The sequence below is a fragment of the Streptomyces sp. GESEQ-35 genome, assembly GCF_017948485.1.
In the GTDB taxonomy this organism is placed as follows: Bacteria; Actinomycetota; Actinomycetes; order Streptomycetales; family Streptomycetaceae; genus Streptomyces.
The window spans coordinates 147,276-165,187 of sequence record NZ_JAFFSX010000003.1; the positions used below are offsets into that span (position 1 = coordinate 147,276).

General features: G+C 69.1%; 18 protein-coding genes and 1 tRNA gene. 9 read left to right on the forward strand and 10 right to left on the reverse strand.

Translation table 11 applies throughout. From position 1 onward, the window contains the following. Positions 1-40: 40 nt before the first annotated feature. Positions 41-1,060, reverse strand: a complete 1,020-nt coding sequence (locus tag KCH87_RS07665) for an MraY family glycosyltransferase (RefSeq protein ID WP_210585145.1) — start codon at positions 1,058-1,060, stop codon at positions 41-43. Between the two features lie 183 nt (positions 1,061-1,243). Between KCH87_RS07665 and KCH87_RS07670 the strand changes: the two genes are divergently transcribed. The 5 genes from KCH87_RS07670 to KCH87_RS07690 all read left to right on the forward strand — a co-directional run bounded on the left by KCH87_RS07670 (position 1,244) and on the right by KCH87_RS07690 (position 7,238). Continuing rightward, complete coding sequence (locus KCH87_RS07670; RefSeq protein ID WP_210585146.1) at positions 1,244-3,511, forward strand: (Fe-S)-binding protein; 2,268 nt, start codon at positions 1,244-1,246, stop codon at positions 3,509-3,511. A 98-nt stretch (positions 3,512-3,609) separates the two neighbouring features. Beyond that, on the forward strand, positions 3,610-3,897 hold the full coding sequence (locus tag KCH87_RS07675) for a zinc-ribbon domain-containing protein (RefSeq protein ID WP_210585147.1): 288 nt from the start codon (positions 3,610-3,612) through the stop codon (positions 3,895-3,897). A 134-nt stretch (positions 3,898-4,031) separates the two neighbouring features. Next, positions 4,032-5,330 (forward strand): VCBS repeat-containing protein, encoded by a 1,299-nt coding sequence (locus KCH87_RS07680; protein WP_210585148.1) that lies wholly within the window; start codon positions 4,032-4,034, stop codon positions 5,328-5,330. A gap of 167 nt (positions 5,331-5,497) precedes the next feature. Beyond that, complete coding sequence (locus KCH87_RS07685) at positions 5,498-6,136, forward strand: FG-GAP repeat protein (protein ID WP_210585149.1); 639 nt, start codon at positions 5,498-5,500, stop codon at positions 6,134-6,136. A gap of 85 nt (positions 6,137-6,221) precedes the next feature. Continuing rightward, the gene (locus KCH87_RS07690) at positions 6,222-7,238 is read left to right on the forward strand and encodes a Yip1 family protein (RefSeq protein ID WP_210585150.1); all 1,017 of its coding nucleotides are present in this window, start codon (positions 6,222-6,224) and stop codon (positions 7,236-7,238) included. A gap of 96 nt (positions 7,239-7,334) precedes the next feature. On the opposite strand, the gene KCH87_RS07695 is transcribed toward KCH87_RS07690, so the two are convergent. Both KCH87_RS07695 and dcd read right to left on the reverse strand, forming a co-directional pair. After that, positions 7,335-7,832, reverse strand: a complete 498-nt coding sequence (locus KCH87_RS07695; RefSeq protein ID WP_210585151.1) for a phosphoribosyltransferase — start codon at positions 7,830-7,832, stop codon at positions 7,335-7,337. 8 nt (positions 7,833-7,840) lie between these two features. Beyond that, complete coding sequence (gene dcd, locus KCH87_RS07700) at positions 7,841-8,416, reverse strand: dCTP deaminase (protein ID WP_210585152.1); 576 nt, start codon at positions 8,414-8,416, stop codon at positions 7,841-7,843. Positions 8,417-8,918: 502 nt separating this feature from the next. On the opposite strand from dcd, the gene KCH87_RS07705 reads away from it, so the two are divergent. After that, positions 8,919-8,989 (forward strand) — tRNA-Gly (locus KCH87_RS07705). 416 nt (positions 8,990-9,405) lie between these two features. Here KCH87_RS07705 and KCH87_RS07710 read toward each other — a convergent pair. The 5 genes from KCH87_RS07710 to KCH87_RS07730 all read right to left on the reverse strand — a co-directional run bounded on the left by KCH87_RS07710 (position 9,406) and on the right by KCH87_RS07730 (position 13,578). Then, the gene (locus KCH87_RS07710; RefSeq protein ID WP_210585153.1) at positions 9,406-9,816 is read right to left on the reverse strand and encodes a PIN domain-containing protein; all 411 of its coding nucleotides are present in this window, start codon (positions 9,814-9,816) and stop codon (positions 9,406-9,408) included. Then, the gene (locus KCH87_RS07715; RefSeq protein ID WP_067033141.1) at positions 9,813-10,034 is read right to left on the reverse strand and encodes a type II toxin-antitoxin system VapB family antitoxin; all 222 of its coding nucleotides are present in this window, start codon (positions 10,032-10,034) and stop codon (positions 9,813-9,815) included. The genes KCH87_RS07710 and KCH87_RS07715 overlap by 4 nt, the downstream gene beginning before the upstream one ends. A gap of 336 nt (positions 10,035-10,370) precedes the next feature. After that, a complete protein-coding gene (locus KCH87_RS07720; RefSeq protein WP_210585154.1) occupies positions 10,371-11,711 on the reverse strand; it encodes an amidohydrolase family protein in 1,341 nt (446 codons plus the stop codon). Positions 11,712-11,731: 20 nt separating this feature from the next. Then, a complete protein-coding gene (locus tag KCH87_RS07725) occupies positions 11,732-12,199 on the reverse strand; it encodes a nucleoside deaminase (RefSeq protein WP_210585155.1) in 468 nt (155 codons plus the stop codon). After that, the gene (locus KCH87_RS07730; RefSeq protein ID WP_210585156.1) at positions 12,175-13,578 is read right to left on the reverse strand and encodes a cytosine permease; all 1,404 of its coding nucleotides are present in this window, start codon (positions 13,576-13,578) and stop codon (positions 12,175-12,177) included. Before KCH87_RS07730 ends, KCH87_RS07725 begins: the two co-directional genes overlap by 25 nt. Positions 13,579-13,860: 282 nt before the next feature. On the opposite strand from KCH87_RS07730, the gene KCH87_RS07735 reads away from it, so the two are divergent. The 3 genes from KCH87_RS07735 (at position 13,861) to KCH87_RS07745 (ending at position 17,109) form a co-directional block, all read left to right on the forward strand. Beyond that, positions 13,861-15,396 carry a PucR family transcriptional regulator ligand-binding domain-containing protein gene (locus tag KCH87_RS07735; protein WP_210585157.1) on the forward strand — a complete coding sequence of 512 codons (1,536 nt, stop codon included), beginning with the start codon at positions 13,861-13,863 and terminating at the stop codon, positions 15,394-15,396. A 684-nt stretch (positions 15,397-16,080) separates the two neighbouring features. Further along, complete coding sequence (locus KCH87_RS07740) at positions 16,081-16,539, forward strand: helix-turn-helix domain-containing protein (RefSeq protein WP_210585158.1); 459 nt, start codon at positions 16,081-16,083, stop codon at positions 16,537-16,539. Between the two features lie 3 nt (positions 16,540-16,542). Beyond that, entirely contained in the window at positions 16,543-17,109 is a 567-nt protein-coding gene (locus KCH87_RS07745; RefSeq protein WP_210585159.1) for a PIN domain-containing protein, read from the forward strand. Positions 17,110-17,255: 146 nt separating this feature from the next. Here KCH87_RS07745 and KCH87_RS07750 read toward each other — a convergent pair whose 3' ends face one another. Continuing rightward, positions 17,256-17,453 carry a hypothetical protein gene (locus KCH87_RS07750; protein WP_210585160.1) on the reverse strand — a complete coding sequence of 66 codons (198 nt, stop codon included), beginning with the start codon at positions 17,451-17,453 and terminating at the stop codon, positions 17,256-17,258. Positions 17,454-17,525: 72 nt separating this feature from the next. After that, the gene (locus KCH87_RS07755) at positions 17,526-17,873 is read right to left on the reverse strand and encodes a hypothetical protein (RefSeq protein ID WP_210585161.1); all 348 of its coding nucleotides are present in this window, start codon (positions 17,871-17,873) and stop codon (positions 17,526-17,528) included. Positions 17,874-17,912 lie beyond the last annotated feature (39 nt).

The window sequence follows — 17,912 nt, forward strand, 5'->3', positions numbered from 1 at the left end:
GCGACTGGGTCAACAGACCTGAGTCGCAGGGACTCAACTCTTATCCGTTCCTTACACGCAACTGGGTCGTGACCTGCGGTGACGCGGACCGTCGAGGCCCGTACACCGGGACGCAGAGCAGCCCGACCACGATGACCAGGGCTCCCCCCGCCACCCACAGCACGGCGGATTGGACCACCCACCCGACATGTACCAGCACCCCGACGACCACCGCCGAGAACGCGGCGACGGCGAGGATGACCACCGCCCCGTGCGGGGTGAGCCCGAGCCGCCGCAGCCGGTGCGCGAGATGGTCGGGCCCGCGCCGCAGCAGGGGCCGCCCGGCCAGGCGGCGGGAGAGCAGCACGAGGACGACATCGGCGCCGGCGACGGCGGCAAGGGAGAACAGCACCCCCGCACCGGACACCGGATCACCTCCGGCCCGCGCGAACACGGTCGTCGAGGCCAGCAGGAACCCGGTGAACAGCGACCCGCACGAGCCGAGCGCCACGCGCGCGGGCGGCCAGTTGTGCATGAGGAACCCGGTGAGCGCGGCGGCCAGCACACTCAGCAACACCGCGAGCCCGTCCAGGACTTCCGCCGCGGCGACGGCACCGGAGCCGAAGGCGGTCACGACCCCGACGGTCCCCGCCAGCGCGTCCGCGTGATCGAGCGCTCGGAACCCGACGGCGACGAACACGATCCATCCGACGGCCAGCACGCCGACGACGAGCCCGGTCTCGCCGTACGGCACGACACAGGTCGCCGCGATCGCCGTACCGCCGACGAGGAACCGCATCTTGACCCGTCTGAGGTCGGCGATCAGCCCGAGCCCGGCGACGGCGACGGCGGCACAGACGAGCGCGCCGACGCCATCCCCGAGCGGAGCGAACCCCGCCCTGTTCCCCACCGCCGCCACGGCACAGGTGGCGAGCACGACGGCCACCCCGCCGACCACCGGCACGGGCCGCTGCCACCGCCGGTCGAGCAGCCCGATCCGCTGGGCGGGCATCCGGAGCAGGGCGGCGAGGACGGCGGCTAGGAGGAAGGCGGTGGAGGCGGCGACGATCCCGTAGAGCACGGTCTTAAATTAGTCATAAATTGCCGTAATTGGTACGAATAACACGGTCGACTCCTGAGGTAACCCTCAGCGATCCAGATCACGGTGCACCTGGCTACAGTGCGACGGAAGATGTGGGTAGTCTCAGACGGACTGCATAAGTTACCGCTTAGTAATCACCTCGCAGGCCCGAGGAGCCCCGAAATGCAACTCGCCGCGATCATCGTGTCGCTGGTTCTGATCGTGGTCGGCGTGGCCCTGTTCGCCCGCGCCGTCGTACAGATCTACACCTTCATGCGGCTCGGCCAGAACGTGCCCGCGGGCACCCGCACCGACGAGCCCGTGCAGCGCACGGTCACTGTGGCCAAGGAGTTCCTCGGCCACACCCGGATGAACCGCTGGGGCATCGTCGGCGTCGCGCACTGGTTCGTGGCGGTGGGCTTCTTCTCCCTGCTGCTGACGATCGTCAACGCCGTCGGCCAGCTGTTCCAGGCCGACTGGCTGCTGCCGGTCGTCGGCGAGTGGGCGCCGTACAACGTGTTCGTCGAGTTCATCGGCACCATGACCGTGCTCGGCATCCTGGTCCTGATCGTGATCCGCCAGCTGAGCAAGCCGAACAGGCCGGGCCGCAAGTCCCGCTTCGCCGGCTCCAACTTCGGCCAGGCGTACTTCGTCGAGGCCGTCATCCTCACCGTCGGCGTCTGCATCTTCATGCTGCACGCGCTCGAGGGCGCCCAGCACCACGTCGACAGCTACGAGGCGTCGTTCTTCATCTCGTACCCGGTGGTGTCGGGTCTTGAGCACCTGGACCTCTCCACGCTCCAGAACCTCACCTACTTCTTCGCCGGCCTGAAGATCGCGACCTCCTTCATCTGGATGATCGTGGTCGCCCTCAAGACCGACATGGGCGTCGCCTGGCACCGCTTCCTGGCCTTCCCGAACATCTGGTTCAAGCGGAACGCGGACGGCGACACATCGCTGGGCGCCCTGCTGCCCATGACGTCGGGCGGCAAGCCGATCGACTTCACCGACCCCGGTGAGGACGACGTCTTCGGTGTCTCGCAGGTCGAGCAGTTCTCCTGGAAGGGCCTGCTGGACTTCTCGACCTGCACCGAGTGCGGTCGCTGCCAGTCGCAGTGCCCGGCCTGGAACACGGGCAAGCCGCTCTCCCCGAAGCTGCTGATCATGTCGCTGCGGGACCACGCGCACGCCAAGGCGCCGTACCTGCTGGCCGGTGGCGGCAAGTCCATGGAGGGCGAGGAGAAGGCGTCCGAGGAGCAGCTGGCGGGCGTCCCCGCGGCGGCTCTCGCGGAGGCCGAGCGCCCGCTCATCGGCACCGCCGAGGAGAACGGCGTCATCGACCCCGACGTCCTGTGGTCCTGCACCACCTGCGGTGCCTGTGTCGAGCAGTGCCCGGTGGACATCGAGCACATCGACCACATCGTCGACATGCGCCGCTACCAGGTGATGATCGAGAGCGCGTTCCCGTCCGAGGCGGGCACGATGCTCAAGAACCTGGAGAAGAAGGGCAACCCCTGGGGGCTCGCCAAGAAGCAGCGCCTGGAGTGGACCAAGGAGGTCGACTTCGAGATCCCGGTCGTCGGCCGCGACATCGAGGACCTGTCCGAGGTCGAGTACCTGTACTGGGTGGGCTGCGCGGGCGCGTTGGAGGACCGCGCGAAGAAGACCACCAAGGCCTTCGCGGAACTCCTCCACATCGCGGGCGTCAAGTTCGCGATCATGGGCGGCGACGAGAAGTGCACCGGTGACTCGGCCCGCCGCCTCGGCAACGAGCCCCTGTTCCAGGAGCTCGGCATGGAGAACGTGGCCGCGCTGAACATGGCGTTCGGCGAGGACGACGAGGACGAGAGCACCAAGAAGCCCAAGTCCGCGAAGAAGATCGTCGCGACCTGTCCGCACTGCCTCAACACGATCGGCAACGAGTACCCGCAGATCGGCGGCGACTACGAGGTCATCCACCACACCCAGCTGCTCCAGCACCTGGTGGACGAGGGCAAGCTGGTCCCGGTGACCCCGGTCGAGGGCATCATCACATACCACGACCCCTGCTACCTGGGCCGCCACAACAAGATCTACACGCCCCCGCGCGAGATCATCGCCAGCGTCCCCGGCATCCGCAACGAAGAGATGCACCGCCACAAGGAGCGCGGCTTCTGCTGCGGCGCCGGTGGTGCGCGGATGTGGATGGAGGAGCGGATCGGCAAGCGCATCAACAACGAGCGCGTCGACGAGGCTCTGTCCGTGAACCCGGACATCGTGTCCACCGCCTGCCCGTTCTGCCTTGTCATGCTGACCGACTCGGTCAACGGCAAGAAGAACGACGGCAAGGCAAAGGAGTCGATCCAGGTGGTCGACGTGGCCCAGCTGCTGCTGGACTCCGTGCGGACGCCGGTCGATCCGGCGGGCGAGGCGGCGGCGGAGAGCACGCCGGAGCCGGAGCCGGTGAAGTAACAACCGCTGTACAGCTCTGTACCGTGACGCCCCCTGACCCCTCGCGGGCGGGGGGCGTCGCCGTACGCTGACCGCCTCGTCCCCGAGAAAGGCCCGGCATGATCATCTTCGGCACCAAGGGTTACCTGTACCAGCTCGCGATACTGACGCTCCTGTGCGGCCAGTGCGGCAACCCCGCCGCGCACACCCTGCGCAAGCGCGTCACCAAGTTCACGCTGTTCTTCGTGCCGCTGTTTCCGTTCTCGACGAAGTACGCGACGCAGTGCACCTTCTGCGGCGCGGAGCAGAAGATCACCGAGGAGCAGGCGGAACAGCTTCAGGTGCAGGCGGCGAGTGGCGGTCAGGCGTACGGGCAGCCGCACCAGCAGCAGCCGTATCAGTCCTGAACACGTCACACCCGTCAACCACGTCACACCTCTCAACCACGTCACACCTCTCAACCACGTCACACCTCTTAACTCGCAGCCCGAACACGCGCATCATTACTGAGTCGTTGTCAAAGAGGCTGACGAGGTGAGCGGTGCGCGTGCGGAGATGCGCGATAGGTGTGGCGGCGGTCACCGTCGCCTGGCTTCTTCCACTCGCCGCCTGCGGGCCGACCCATCACACCGGCACCGCCGAGCAGACCCCTGTGAAGGTGGCGAAGGACGACGGTCCCGCCCGGCTTCCCGTCCCCCGCGGCAAGGGCAGCAAGGTCGCCGACGACTTCAACGGCGACGGCCACCGCGACCTGGTCCTCGACGACTTGGTGAAGGAGCAGAGCCACGCCGACGACGCCGGTATCGGCATCGTCTACGGCTCGGCGCGCGGACTCGTCCCGGCCACCCGGCAGTTGCTGACACCGACCAGGAACGCCGCCCGCGCCAAGGGCCAACTCCCGGCCCTCTTCGACGCCGAGGCGGCCTGCGACCTCGACGGGGACGGCTTCACCGACCTCGTGGTGTCCACCGACCCGCCCTACGACGGCCAGGGGCAACCCCCGGTCCCCCTCCAGCTCCTCTTCGGCTCCCCCGAGGGCCTGACCGGCAAGGCCGTCACCCTCGCCGTCCCCGACCGGGCCCGCGCCGGCAACGACTGGCCGGACCAGCCGGTGTGCGGCGACTTCGACGGCGACGGAGCCGAGGATCTGGTCGTCCACGCCTCCGACCAGCAACTCAGCTTCCTGCCGGGCCCGTTCAGCCGTAAGGGCGGTCCGAGCGCCGCCACCGCCCCGATCCCCGCGCCCGGCAACCTGCCCACCGGTCCCGCCGCCGACGTCGACCGCGACGGATACGACGACCTGGTCGTCCGTACGGCGGAAGGCACCGCCACCGCGGCGCTCGTCCTCGGCGGCCCGACCGGACCGACCCGCACCGGGGCCACGCTCCCGGAAGGCATCGACGTCGCCCTCGGCGCCTTCGGCAAGGCCCCCCAACTCGACGCCGCCATCGGCGCCATGGACCACACCGCCCTCCGCTACGACCTCCCCGCCCCCACCCGAGCCACCCTCTCCTCCCCCGGCTCCATGCTCGACACCGCCGACTTCGACGGCGACGGCAAGGACGAGCTCGTCTCCAGCGGTTCGCGGATACGGCTGTTCCGCGGTCGTACGGCCGGACTGTCCGCGGCACAGCCGGTGACCGTCGAGCCCGCCGCCCGCGGCACCACCCGCGTCCTCACCGCCGCCGACTTCGACGGCGACGGGCGGGCCGACCTGGCCGTACGGACGTACCGGGGCGAGACGAAGGACACCGTCGCCGTCTACCCGGGCGAGAAGAGCGGACTGATCGCGGCCGAACCCGCGGTGACCTTCTCCACGTCGGCCTTCCTCGGCCTCTGACCTCACAGCAATCCCAGAAGCTCACCCGCCTCCCGCACAACCCACGCGTCTTGCCGCGTGCCTCCTCATCGCGAGCCCAGCCCGCTCACCGCTTCAGGAGACCCCTTGCGCAAGCGCACCGCCGGCCTGCTGACCGCCGCCCTCCTCGCCGCCGGCGTGCCGACCTCGTGGTCACCGGCGCCAAGCCCACCGCGGACACGCACCTCGCCACCGCGGTGTACTACCGCGGCACCCCGAGCGGCCTGACCAAGGCGGCGAACCTGCGCACGGCCTCGACGGCCGCGATCGGCGACCTCAACAAGGACGGCTACGGCGACATCGTCCTCGGCAACCCGGCCGACCCCGACACCGAGCCGTCCGCCTCCAAGGGCGGCAAGATCCACGTCATCCACGGCACCGGCTCGGGCCCGAGCGCGACCTGCCGCGTCACGTACACCCGGAACACGGCGGGCGTCCCCGGCACCTCGGCGTACGCAGACCGGTTCGGCCGGGCGCCGGCGATCGGCGACTTCGACAAGAACGGCTACGGCGAGCCGGCGATCGGCGCTCCGGGCGACGCCGACCCCGGCTCGATCACGCTGCTGAAGGGTTCGGCGTCGGGACTGACCACGACGGGGGCGGTCCTGCTGACACAGAACAGCACCGGGATCCCCGGCACGAACGAGTGGGGCGACGGCGTCGGCGCCACCCCGCCGGCCCCGGACATCAACCGCGACGGCCGCGCCGATCTCACCGCCATCGGCGTCGGGGAGAACAGCCCCGCGGGAGCGGCCTGGTTCCTCCCGAAGGCGGCGGCCACGGGCTAGCTGTCTTCAGAGGCGGGTCAAGGAGTCTCCCGTAGGGCTGCACCCTGACCGACCACGGAGAACAGCCCCATCCGCCCCTTAGGGGATGTCACAGCTCGGCAGCAAAGCCGGGCCCGAAACCCCGGGCCCGGCACGTGACCCCCGAGAACCAGGTACGTTCGATGACGTGGCTGGATTCAGGATCGGACGCGGCCGAAGCAACGGCGCTCCTCACGCGCGACCGCAACAACCTCCGTACGGACAGACCCCACAGGGTCCGCCGTACGGCAATCCCCCGGCTCCGCAGCCGTACGCCCCGCAGCGGCAGTGGCCGCAGGGCAACGGCGGCCAGAGCGGGGGTTACGGCAACCAGGGCCACGGCGGCTACGGCGGCCGGGGCGCGGGAGGCTACGACGAGCCGGAGTACTTCGGCGACGGCGGCGCACACGCGCCGCAGCCCGCGCACGACCCGTACGCGGCCAACAACCCTGGTCACACCCAGGCGTTCACGGTCGGCGACGAGCCGTACAACCAGGGCGGGACGTACCACGCGGGCTCGACCGCGCCGTCCGGTCCCGTCGGCCCGCGCCTGCACTGGAAGGCGCTGCTGAGGGGCATCGTGGTCGCCCCCAACCAGACCTTCCTCCAGATGCGCGACTACGCGATGTGGGCGCCGGCCCTCATCGTGTCGTTCCTCTACGGCCTGCTGGCGGTCTTCGGCTTCGACGGCGCCCGCGAGGACGCGATCAACGCGACCCTCTCGAACGCGGTCCCGATCGTCCTGACGACGGCCGTCGCGATGGTCCTCTCCTCCTTCATCCTGGGCGTGGTCACCCACACCCTCGCCCGCCAGCTCGGCGGCGACGGCGCCTGGCAGCCCACGGTCGGCCTCTCCATGCTGATCATGTCCATCACGGACGCCCCCCGTCTGATCGTCGCCATGTTCCTCGGCGGCGACGCCCCCTTCGTCCAGCTCCTCGGCTGGGCCACCTGGGTAGCGGCCGGCGCCCTCCTCACCCTCATGGTCACCCGCTCCCACGACCTCCCCTGGCCCAAGGCCCTCGGCGCGTCGGCCATCCAGCTGATCGCCCTGCTGTCGATCGTGAAGCTGGGCACGTTCTAGTTCTTCGAGGCATACGTTCTTCGAGGCATACGGAGAGGGGCTCCCGGCGTGGTCCGCCGGGAGCCCCTCTTCTGTGCCGGCTGCGGTCCGCTGCCGTCAGGCGTCGAGCACTTGCCCGGCACGACGTACGACGGGCGGTTCCACACTCCACGGGAAGTTGATCCAGTCATCGGTCCGCTTCCACACGTACTCGCACTTCACGAGGGACTGCGACTTCTCGTAGATGACGGCGGAGCGGACCTCGGCGACGTGGTCGACGCAGAAGTCGTAGACGAGCCGTAGGGTCTTGCCGGTGTCGGCGACGTCGTCGGCGATCAGGACCTTCTTGTTGGAGAAGTCGATCGCGTTGGGGACGGGCGCGAGCATGACGGGCATTTCGAGGGTGGTGCCTACGCCGGTGTAGAACTCCACGTTTACCAGGTGGATGTTCTTGCAGTCCAGGGCGTAGGCCAGCCCGCCCGCCACGAAGACGCCGCCGCGGGCGATGCTGAGCACGACGTCGGGCTCGTACCCGTCGTCGGCGATGGTCTGCGCGAGTTCGCGCACGGCGGTGCCGAACAACTCGTAGGTGAGGTTCTCCCGTACGTCGCTCATACCGCCCATCACACCTGCGTCCGGTGGAAGTTGAGGAACGACCGGGAGGCGGTCGGCCCCCGCTGCCCCTGATACCGCGACCCGTACCGCTCGCTGCCGTACGGGAACTCGGCGGGCGAGCTGAGCCGGAACAAGCACAACTGGCCGATCTTCATGCCGGGCCAGAGCTTGATGGGGAGCGTGGCGAGGTTGGAGAGCTCCAGCGTCACGTGCCCCGAGAAGCCTGGGTCGATGAACCCGGCGGTGGAGTGGGTGACGAGCCCGAGCCGCCCGAGGGAGCTCTTGCCCTCCAGGCGGGACGCAAGATCATCGGGGAGAGAGATGACCTCGTAGGTGGAGGCCAGGACGAACTCGCCCGGGTGGAGGATGAAGGGCTCGTCGCCGTCCGGCTCCACGAGCCGCGTCAGATCGGCCTGCTCGACGGAGGGGTCGATGTGGGGGTACCGGTGATTCTCGAACACCCGGAAATAGCGGTCCAGCCGCACATCCACGCTCGACGGCTGCACCATGGATTGGTCGTAGGGATCGATCCGTACCCGCCCGGCATCGATCTCGGCCCGGATGTCCTTGTCTGAGAGAAGCACGCCCCGAGGATACGCAAGGCGCGCGGAGCCTCCACAACCGGACGACTCCACGCGCCTGTTTCTGATCGCTTACCGCTTCTCCAGCGTCACCTGCACGACACTGCGGAGCCGGGCGCACCGCGGACATCGGACGAGCCGTCCGGGTCCGAGTCGCTCGGCCTGCTGCATCGGGAACGAAGCGGTGCTGAACACGTGCCCATCGGCACAACGGACGACGGTGCGCTCCATCAAGTCCAAGAGTCCCTTCCCCAAGAGCTGCGTCCGGCTGCTGCCCGCCGGACGACGAAAGCCCACATTACGGGATGAATGGGACGGCCTCCAGACGGCACTCCAGTCCCGCCCAGACCCTCTTCCACCCCTCCACCGTACGCCCCAACTCCCGCCCCCCGCAGCCCCATCACCCCCTCAAAACGCCCTCGGGCCCCACGGCTTCAGCACCGGGGGCCCGTCATGAGGTAGAGTGACCAGGCATTCTGACACCGGACCTCATCCGGCGTCTTACGCGGGTGTAGTTTAATGGTAGAACATCAGCTTCCCAAGCTGAGAGCGCGAGTTCGATTCTCGTCACCCGCTCTTCTCGAAGCCCCAGGTCAGCGGCCTGGGGCTTGTGCATTGGCGGGGAATTTTCCGCAGGATCCGCCCTCTGGGCGTACGAAGATGGGGCACGTGGAGGGCACGAGTTCTCGGCGGCCGTGGCCGGCTCACCGGCCCTGGCATCGAACGGCGCCTCTGACCTGTGGTTTTGCTGCATCAACCACATCGGTCACACCTGTGAGCCCTCAGCTTGCCCGTCCCCTCGGAGAGACGGATGGCGTTTACGGACGCTGCAGGACTGTCGGTTGCCCAACTCCTGCCCAACAGACATGACTTCAACGAGCGCGCCACGGTGGACACGGGCGGACCGGGCGGCACCCAGGTGTTGCTCCGAGATCTCCGGTATGACGACGCGGGCCGCCACCCTCGCCTGACGCAGGCTCGGCAGAAATCCCTCAGGCGATGTCGTGAACGTTGTGCTCGGTCAGGTCGGATGCGTGCCGGGCGACAGCACGGTAGTCGGCATCGTCGTGGAGGACAGCCAGGCCATGGTGAGCCGCGGTGGCAGCGATGACAAGGTCGACCGCTGAGGCGCTGCGATGCTCCCCGGCCCGGGCCATGCGGTGCTGCACCGAACCGATCCAGCGCCCCGCGTTCTTCGGCACCGACACATCTGGATAGAGGTCGACGAACATCTCCATGATCTCGTCGTACTCGCGGCCGTTCCGGGCACTGTGGAGGAACTCGGCGCGTTGCAGGTAGCAGGATGCGATGGCCCCGGCATCGATCGCGTCGTACCAGGCCGATTGCAGTTTCGGGTCGCTGAGCAGCCGGACCAGGCCGGACGTGTCGAGCAGGTAGATCACCGGCTGTCCTTCTCCGCCCGGTGCAGGCGCTCGGCGTCCTCGACGGCACCCCACTCACGCGCGCGCTCGAAGTGCCGGCTGATGCGTGCCGCGCGCTCCTGCTGCTCGGCGTAGAAGTGCAGAGCGAGATTGACCGCCTCCTTCTTGGTCCTGACCTTGGACAGGGCCATGGCGCGCTCCAGGGCGTCATCGTCGATGTCGATCTGGGTCACAGACATACCGCACCTCCCGCTCAATGTTGGTGATGTACATCGAAGAATACGTCACCAACATTCGCGGGTCCACGTCTGAGTGCCGAATCCCGGTATGAGCAGTCGCGACGAACACTCCGGATCGGCCCGAGAGGCGATGCGGTCCGGTCGACCGTAAGCACCGCGCGCACGCCCACGGTCTCGCCCGCGCTGGTTCCGTCGGCCAGTGCCCGGTCCGGGAGGTTCCAGCCGCCCGGGGTGGCGTACTCGGTGACCGAACCGGCGACGGGCACCGAAGAGCCGATGAACACGCCCGTCCACTCGCTGAAGGACGGGGCACTCGGGGATGGCCGACGTTCGGGGTCAGGGGGTGAGTGCCGCGCGGCGGCGGAAGAGTTCCTCGGCTGCCGTCTGGGCCCGTTGGCGGACCTGTTCCGTGTCCACGGTGAGGACACGGCCGGAGTCCACGAGGAGGCGGCCGTCCACCCAGACGTGATCGACGTCGGCGGCGCCGGCCGAGAACACGAGGTGGGCCGTGGCGTTGAAGTCGTCGCCGTGGAGGAGGGGGGTGGTGTGGAGCTTGCGGAGGTCCACGGTGACGATGTCGGCCTTCTTGCCGGGTTCGAGCGAGCCCGTCACCGTGTCGAGGCCCAGTGCCCTCGCACCCTCCAGAGTGGCCATGGTCAGGATGTCCCACGGGTCGCCCGTCGTCGGGTCGGAGGTGGTGACCTTCTGCAGCAGAGAGGCGAACTTCATCTCCTCCAGCAGGTCCAGGTTGTTGTTCTCCTTCTCGCCGTCGCTGCCCAGGCCGACCGCGATGCCGCTCCGGCGCATCTCGATGACCCGGGCCGGGCCGGAGGAGAGCTTCATGTTCGAGCAGGGGCAGTGCGCGACGCTCGTGCCGGTCTCCGCGAGGAGTTCGATCTCACGGTCGTCGAGCCAGACACAGTGTGCGACGACGGTGCGCGGGCCGAGTATGCCCCGGTGGTGGAACTCCTCGATGGGGCGGCGGCCGAACCGGCGCAGGGATTCCTCGACTTCCCAGGTGGTCTCCGAGGAGTGGGTGTGCAGGCCGGTGTCGAACTCGTCGGCGAGCGCGGCCGCCGCCTTGAAGGCTTCCGGGCTGCAGTAGAAGAGGTGTTCCAGGCCGACCCAGGAGCGGACGCGGTCATCGGCATACGTGCGGTAGTCCTCCAGGAGGCGGCGGTTGGTGTCGAGGGTCTCGAAGTAGTCGTAGCCCGGCAGGTCCGCCACGTACGGGACCAGCGTCGCGCGGATTCCGACCTGTTTCGCCGCGTGCGCGGAGCCCTCCATGTGGCGCCACATGTCCATCACCGAGGTGGTCCCCGCACGCAGCGACTCCGTGTAGCAGAGCAGGGAGGCCGCCTCGGCGATCTCCGGTGTGAGGGCCTTGTGGGCGGGGTCGACGTAGTCGCGCAGCCAGTCCCACAACGACTTGGACTCGGCGGTGCCGCGCAACAGGCCCGAGTGGAGGTGGGTGTTGTGCAGGCCGGGGATGACGGCATGGCCGGTGGCGTCCACCACCTGCGCGTCCGCCACGGCCGCGTCGAGATCGGCCACCGGGCCGACGGCGGTGATCCTGCTGTCCTCGATGAGGACCGACCCGGGGTCGTACACGGTCCTGCGGCCCTCGCAGGGGATGACGATGCCGTTGCGGATCAGGGTGCGGGTCGTGCGGGTCACGGGATTCTCCTTGCAGGGGTTCAGTTCCAGAAGCCGTCGTGGACGGCGACGGCGCGTTCGCGCAGGTGGGGGCCGGAGACCTCGATGGGCCGCTGGCCCGCCGCGAACACCTCTCGGCAGGGCAGCGCCATGGTGGGGTTCTCGTCGTTCGCCCCGGTCAGAGCGAGGAGTTCGTCCTCGCCGAGGGCGTAGACGACCCGCCCGATACCGCTCCAGTAGACGGCGCCCGCGCACATGGCGCAGGGTTCGGTGCTGGTGTAGAGGGTCGCCGCGGCGAGTTCGTCGCGGGCGTACGTGCGGGTTGCGAGCCGTACGAGGTTGGTCTCGGCGTGGCCGGTGGAGTCCTGGTCCGTCACCACGGTGTTGCCGGCTTCGAGTACGACCGTGCCGTAGAGGACCAGCACCGCGCCGAACGGGTGGTTGCCTTCGTGGCGGGAGCGTTCGGCGCGGTCGATGGACGCGATCAGGAACGTGTCGTCGTCGGGCATGAGGTCTCCTCAACTGGTGTGTGGCGATGGGTTTTCCGGGTGGACAACGCGGCGTAGGCCGTGCCCGCGACCGCGAAGCCGACGAACTGGCCGAGCGGGCCGAACACCGGGTGGGCCTCGGCGAGCGGGCCCGTGTACAGCGACTGGTTCATGAAGGGGACCTCGGCGACCAGCGCGAGCAGCACCGCCGGGAGCCCCCAGCCGAAGCGGTGGCCGGTGTCGTACAGCGGTGTGATGTCGTACGTGCCGCGCTCCCGCCACCAGTACGCCGTGACGATCACCGCGGCCCAGGGCGCCAGCCAGTAGCCGGTCATCAGGAGGAAGTCCTGGAGGTGCTGGGCGAAGTCGCCGTGCCCGGCGTACCAGGACAGTGCCGTGCCGAGGCCGCCGACCACCAGGACCGAGACCCAGCGCGGGATCCTGAACCCGGCGACCAGTGCGGCCATCGCGCCCGAGTACAGGTCGATGACGGTCGAGGCGAGGGTGGAGAGGAGGAGGGAGACAAGGACGACCATGCCGAGGGCGTCCGGGAGCAGACCGCTCACCATCGAGCTGGGGTCGGCCAGGGTGCCGAGGGTGCCGAGCGCGGCGCCGAGGGCGCCGATCCACACCCCGGCCACCGCGCTGCCGCCGCCCGCCGCGAGGAAGACCCGCTTCGGACCGGCCGAGGGAGGCAGGTAGCGGCTGTAGTCGGAGGCGTACGCCGACCAGCCCAGCACCCGGGCCGAGGTGACCGCGACGGCCAGCAGGAAGGCGGTGGTGCTGCCCGCGAACGGTTCGACCGGGGCGGCGGCCCGGGCGTCGCCGAAGCCGTACACCGACACCACCGCGAACACGGCGACCAGGAGGACGGCGAGACCGCGCTCCACGGCGTGGATCATCCGGTAGCCGAGGACGGCGACCGCCAGTTGCGCGGCCGCCATGACCAGCAGCGCCGGACCGAAGCCCAGGGCGGTCAGTTCACGCAGGATGAAGACGCCGAGGAGGGTGTCGACCACGCACCAGCCGACGCCGTTGACGACGGTGAACGCGGCCGACGGCAGGGTCCCCAGGCGGCCGAACGGGCCCCGGACCTGGATGAGTTGGAGCACTCCGGTCAGCGGCCCGCGGGTGGAGAACAGGCCCACCAGGGCCGAACTGAGCAGCGTGCCGAGTGTGACGGCGAGGATCGCCGGGAGCAGGTCGAGGCCGAACACCGATGTCGACAGGGCGCCCACGCTGAGGGTCGCGAACTGCACGTTCGCGCCGAACCACAGGGTGAACAGCGACCACGGGCGGCCGTGGCGGCGGTCGAGGGGTACGGGTTCGACGCCCGCCCGTTCGATGCCGAGGGTGGTGGTGGGCGAGGGGGATGGCGCGGGGTGGGGATTGGCATGCACGGGGTCTCCTCAGGGCGACGGAAGCGCGATGGGCATCGGGCACGGGGACGTCCAGGGCGCGGGGCATGCGGCTCGGGCGGTGGTACGCGCGGAGCCGGCCGGTACGGACGGGCATCGGCCGGCTCCGCGACGAGCCCTCAGTGAACCCCCGGCGGCACGGGGCGCGGACTGGCACGGATCTACAGACGACGGCCGGCGGAACGCCTGGCGGCCTGTACTACTCTCCAAACCCCGGGCCCGCCGAGGTACGTGCCCGTAACACGTGCGGAGGGAGGACGCCCGGTGCTGCTGACCGAACTGCTCGACATCCCCGGCCTCGGCCTGCTGCCTGTCGTGCCCGGCGACCCCCGCGACCGCCGGGTACGCGGCGTCTACACCACCGACCTGCCCGACCCCGGGCGCTACATCGACGGCGGTGAGCTCGTCCTCACCTCCACCACCTGGTACCGGCAGCCTCGGGACGCCGAGGTGTTCGTCGCCGCGCTCGCCGGATCGGGCGCCGCCGCGCTCGTCGCCGGGTCGGCGGCCGTCGGCGTATTGCCCGTGTCGCTCGCCGAGGCGTGCGAGCAGCACGCCCTGCCGCTGTTCACCGTCGGCGACGACGTGTCGTACGCGGCCCTCACCGAGACCGTGCTGGCCGCGCTCGCCGGGCCCGTCGGCCGGTCACCGGGAGCCGGCCTGCACCGCGGCCTGGTCGCCAGCATGGCGTCGGGCGCCGGGCCGGAGGGACTCGTCGAGGTCCTGGCCCGGTCCACCGGGGTGTGGTGCGCCGTACTGTCCGCCACGGGCAGCCCTGTCGCGGGCGCGGTGCCCGAGGTGTCGGACCACCACCTCGAACGTACGCACCGCGAGGCCCTCGCCGCGAGGGCCTTCCCCTGCGTCCAACCCCTGCCCGGGGGCGGGCACCTCACCTTGTTCCCTGTGCAGTCGCCCATCGCCCGCCGCCCGCCCGCGGGATACCTCGCCGCCTCTGGTGACTACCGCGACTGGGCGCCCGGCGTCGCGGACGCCGCCGCCGAGGTCTGCGCGCTGCTCGCGCTGGACCGGGTGTCCCGGCAGGAGCGCCGGCGCATCGAGGAGCGCTTCCTGCGAGAGACCGTCGACCTGCTGCGGGAGGGCCGCGGCAGCGCGGCCGAGAGCCGGCTGCGCAGTCTCGGCCTCCCCCCGGACACGCCACTGACCAGCGTGTACGTCACGACCACTGGACACCCGTACGGCGCGGAGCTCGCCGCCGTCATCCTCGACGACGTCTTCGACCAGCTCCCCGGCTGCTCCGCGCCCGTCGCCGAGGGCGACGGCTACCTGATGCTGGTCCCGGCCGACGACGACAGCCGCGTCTCCGCCCGCCTGGAGGAGGTCGCCCGACGGCTCGCCCCGCTCCTCGCGCACGGCTGGGCCGCGATGGGTACGTCGGGGCCCGCCGCCGGAGCGGCAGGACTGCGCCGCTCTCTCGACGAGGCACGACACGCCCACGGCATCGCCCGCCTCAAAACCGGCACCGTGCGCACCGCCACCGTCGAGGACCTCTCCTCGCACCTGCTGCTGCTCGCCTCGGTGCCGGACGACGTCCGCGCGCTCTACCGCGAGCGGCTCATCGGCGTCCTGGAGCGGTACGACGCCGAGCACCACAGCGACCTCGTCGGCACGCTCACCGCCTTCCTCGACGCCTCCGGTTCCTGGCAGCGCTGCGCGGAACAGCTCCATGTGCACGTCAACACGCTGCGCTACCGCCTCCAGCGCGTCGAGCAGCTCACCGGGCACAGCCTCGCCACCCTTCGTGACCGCGTGGACTTCTGCCTGGCGTTGAGCATCCGCTGACCTGACGGGCTCGGCCGCCGTCACGGCCTCGGATCCGGCTCACCTGCGCGATGGCAACGGCCTACCCCGCTCGACGGTGAAACACGGGGTCGCCAGCGCCCCTGCCAGTACCCTGCCCCGGTTTTTCGGCTTGCCCCTACGTCGTGCCCACGGTGTGCCCGTAAGAACGGTCGACCACGGTCAACAGCGGTGCGATCCTGCCCCCTCAGGCCCTACGCCAGAGCACATAAGCCCAGCTCAGAAGACACTTCGCTCCGCAAGCGCCGTCGCTTCCCAAGCTGAGAGCGCGAGTTCGATTCTCGTCACCCGCTCTTTTTGAAGTCCCAGGTCAGTGGCCTGGGGCTTAGTTGTTGTCCAGGCATTTTGGCGCCCCTCGCGCCCCCGACGCGGCTCGAGATAGGGCACGCGGAGGGCAAGGGGTCCCCGTCGGCACATTTGGCCGCCACCTACCGTCTCCTCAACTGCACGACCTGGCAGACCTTTTGACGCAAGGGCCCTGGCAAGGCACGAGTCAAAGCCATCAGCTTGCCGTTCCCTTGACGAAGAGGGCCGGATGTTCGGAGTACCGCAGGCTCGACACCCCGAACCATCACTATGTTTCACTTGTTGCGTTTACTTCGATTGTTTCGGATAATGCGTATACGCAGACTCGACGTCTGCCTCCCGCACCGACAGGGGCGCACCATGACCAAGACAGACACCCGGCCCGTGAAGCTGCCACCTGAGAAGGCCGCGGCTGCTGCTCACGCGCTCGCACAGGTCCGCAGCTACCTGGCGGCACACCAAGACCTCGCAGAGATCACCGTGACGGTCGAGGACGGAGAGTGCGAACCCCTCGCCCTACCCCGCGAGGCCGTGGAACTGCTCGCCGGCATGCTGGCCCACCTGGGGGCCGGCCGCGCCGTCTCAGTCGTCCCGTCCGACGCCGAGCTCACCACACAGCAGGCAGCGGACATGCTCAACGTGTCGCGGCCATTCCTGATCGGGCTCCTCGACGTCGGAGAAATCGAGTACCGAACCGTTGGCACACACCGGCGGATCACCGCGTCCTCGCTCCTGGAGTACAAGCGCAAGGACGACCAGCGTCGCCGCGAAGCCGCCGACGAGCTCACCCAGCTCGGCCAGGAAATGGGAATGGACTAGCGCATGGCTTTCGTCGCCATCTACGACGCCAACGTCCTCTACCCCAGCACTCTGCGCGACGTCCTCATCCGAGTCGCGCAGAGCGGCCTCGTCCAAGCCAAGTGGACCGATCAGATCCTCGACGAGACGTTCCGTAACATCCTCAAGAACCGCCCGGACATCCCGCCCGAGAAGCTCGACCGCGTCCGCGCACTGATGAACGCTGCAATCCGGGACTGCCTGGTCAGGGGACACGAACCACTGATCGATGCCGTGAAGCTGCCAGATCCGGACGACCGGCATGTCCTGGCCGCGGCGATCCGGGCCAAAGCACAGGCCATCGTCACCTTCAACCTGAAGGACTTCCCAACCGATGCCCTGACTCCCTGGGACGTCGAAGCTGTGCATCCGGACGCCTTCCTGGAGGCACAGATCGATCTGTCCCCGCAGGTCGTCTACGGCGCGGTGCAGAGAATCGCGGACAGCTGGCGAAAACCGCCTGGCACAGTGGACGATGTGATCGCTAGGCTGGAGCGGCAGGGCCTGGTCGCCTCGGCGGCAGCCCTACGAACGCTTGCAATCACGCCCTGACCTCCGTGCCCAAGTACGCAACGGGCGGTGGCCCTGCACGCCTCGCTGCGTCCGTCAGCTGGCGGACGCGCAGGTCCGCGCTGCGCACGGGGCACCACACTACTGGCAAGCACATGGAGCTCGGCTTCACCGAGATCGTCATCCGCTCAGGAACGACAACTGCGGGGAATCGCGGCGCCTGGTTCGCCCTGCCCTGCAGAGAGCACCTGTACCGCATCGGAGGGAACGGCGAAGGTGTCGCCCGATTCGGGGTCCCACAGTGTCACCTTACCGCCGACCACGCCGAACGTGCCGTACACGTGCTCGGGGTCCAATCGGTGCCCGTACAGCGGCAGTTCGTCCACGGAGCCGATCGGAGTGACACAGACTGGTTGAGGATTGGCACCGTAGTAGTGATCTGGTACTCGGCCCGATCGTCATTGCTCTACCACCTCGTCTCCGGCCGCGCCGGCGCCGTCCAGTACGGTCAGTGCCCATGCCAAAGTGAGTGCCATGACCCCGGTCAAGGCGGCGATCGGAAGGAGCAGGCGCAGCGTACGGTGGCGGAACAGGGGCTCCGCATAGCCCCAGCAGGCCAGAAAGAACAGGGTCAGCGCCACCGAGATCCCCAACACGTACATCGAGGCCAGGAACTGCCACACTTCCGCAACGTCCATCTCCTCGGCGCGGACGTGGAACGCGGCACCATAGAACGTGAAGAGCACAGGGCTGAGCCCGCCCATTGCCGGAACAACCACTGGCAACAGAGCAACGAACACCGCCACCAGAAACGGTCTCCGGCTACCCGCGCGGGCCAGGCGTCG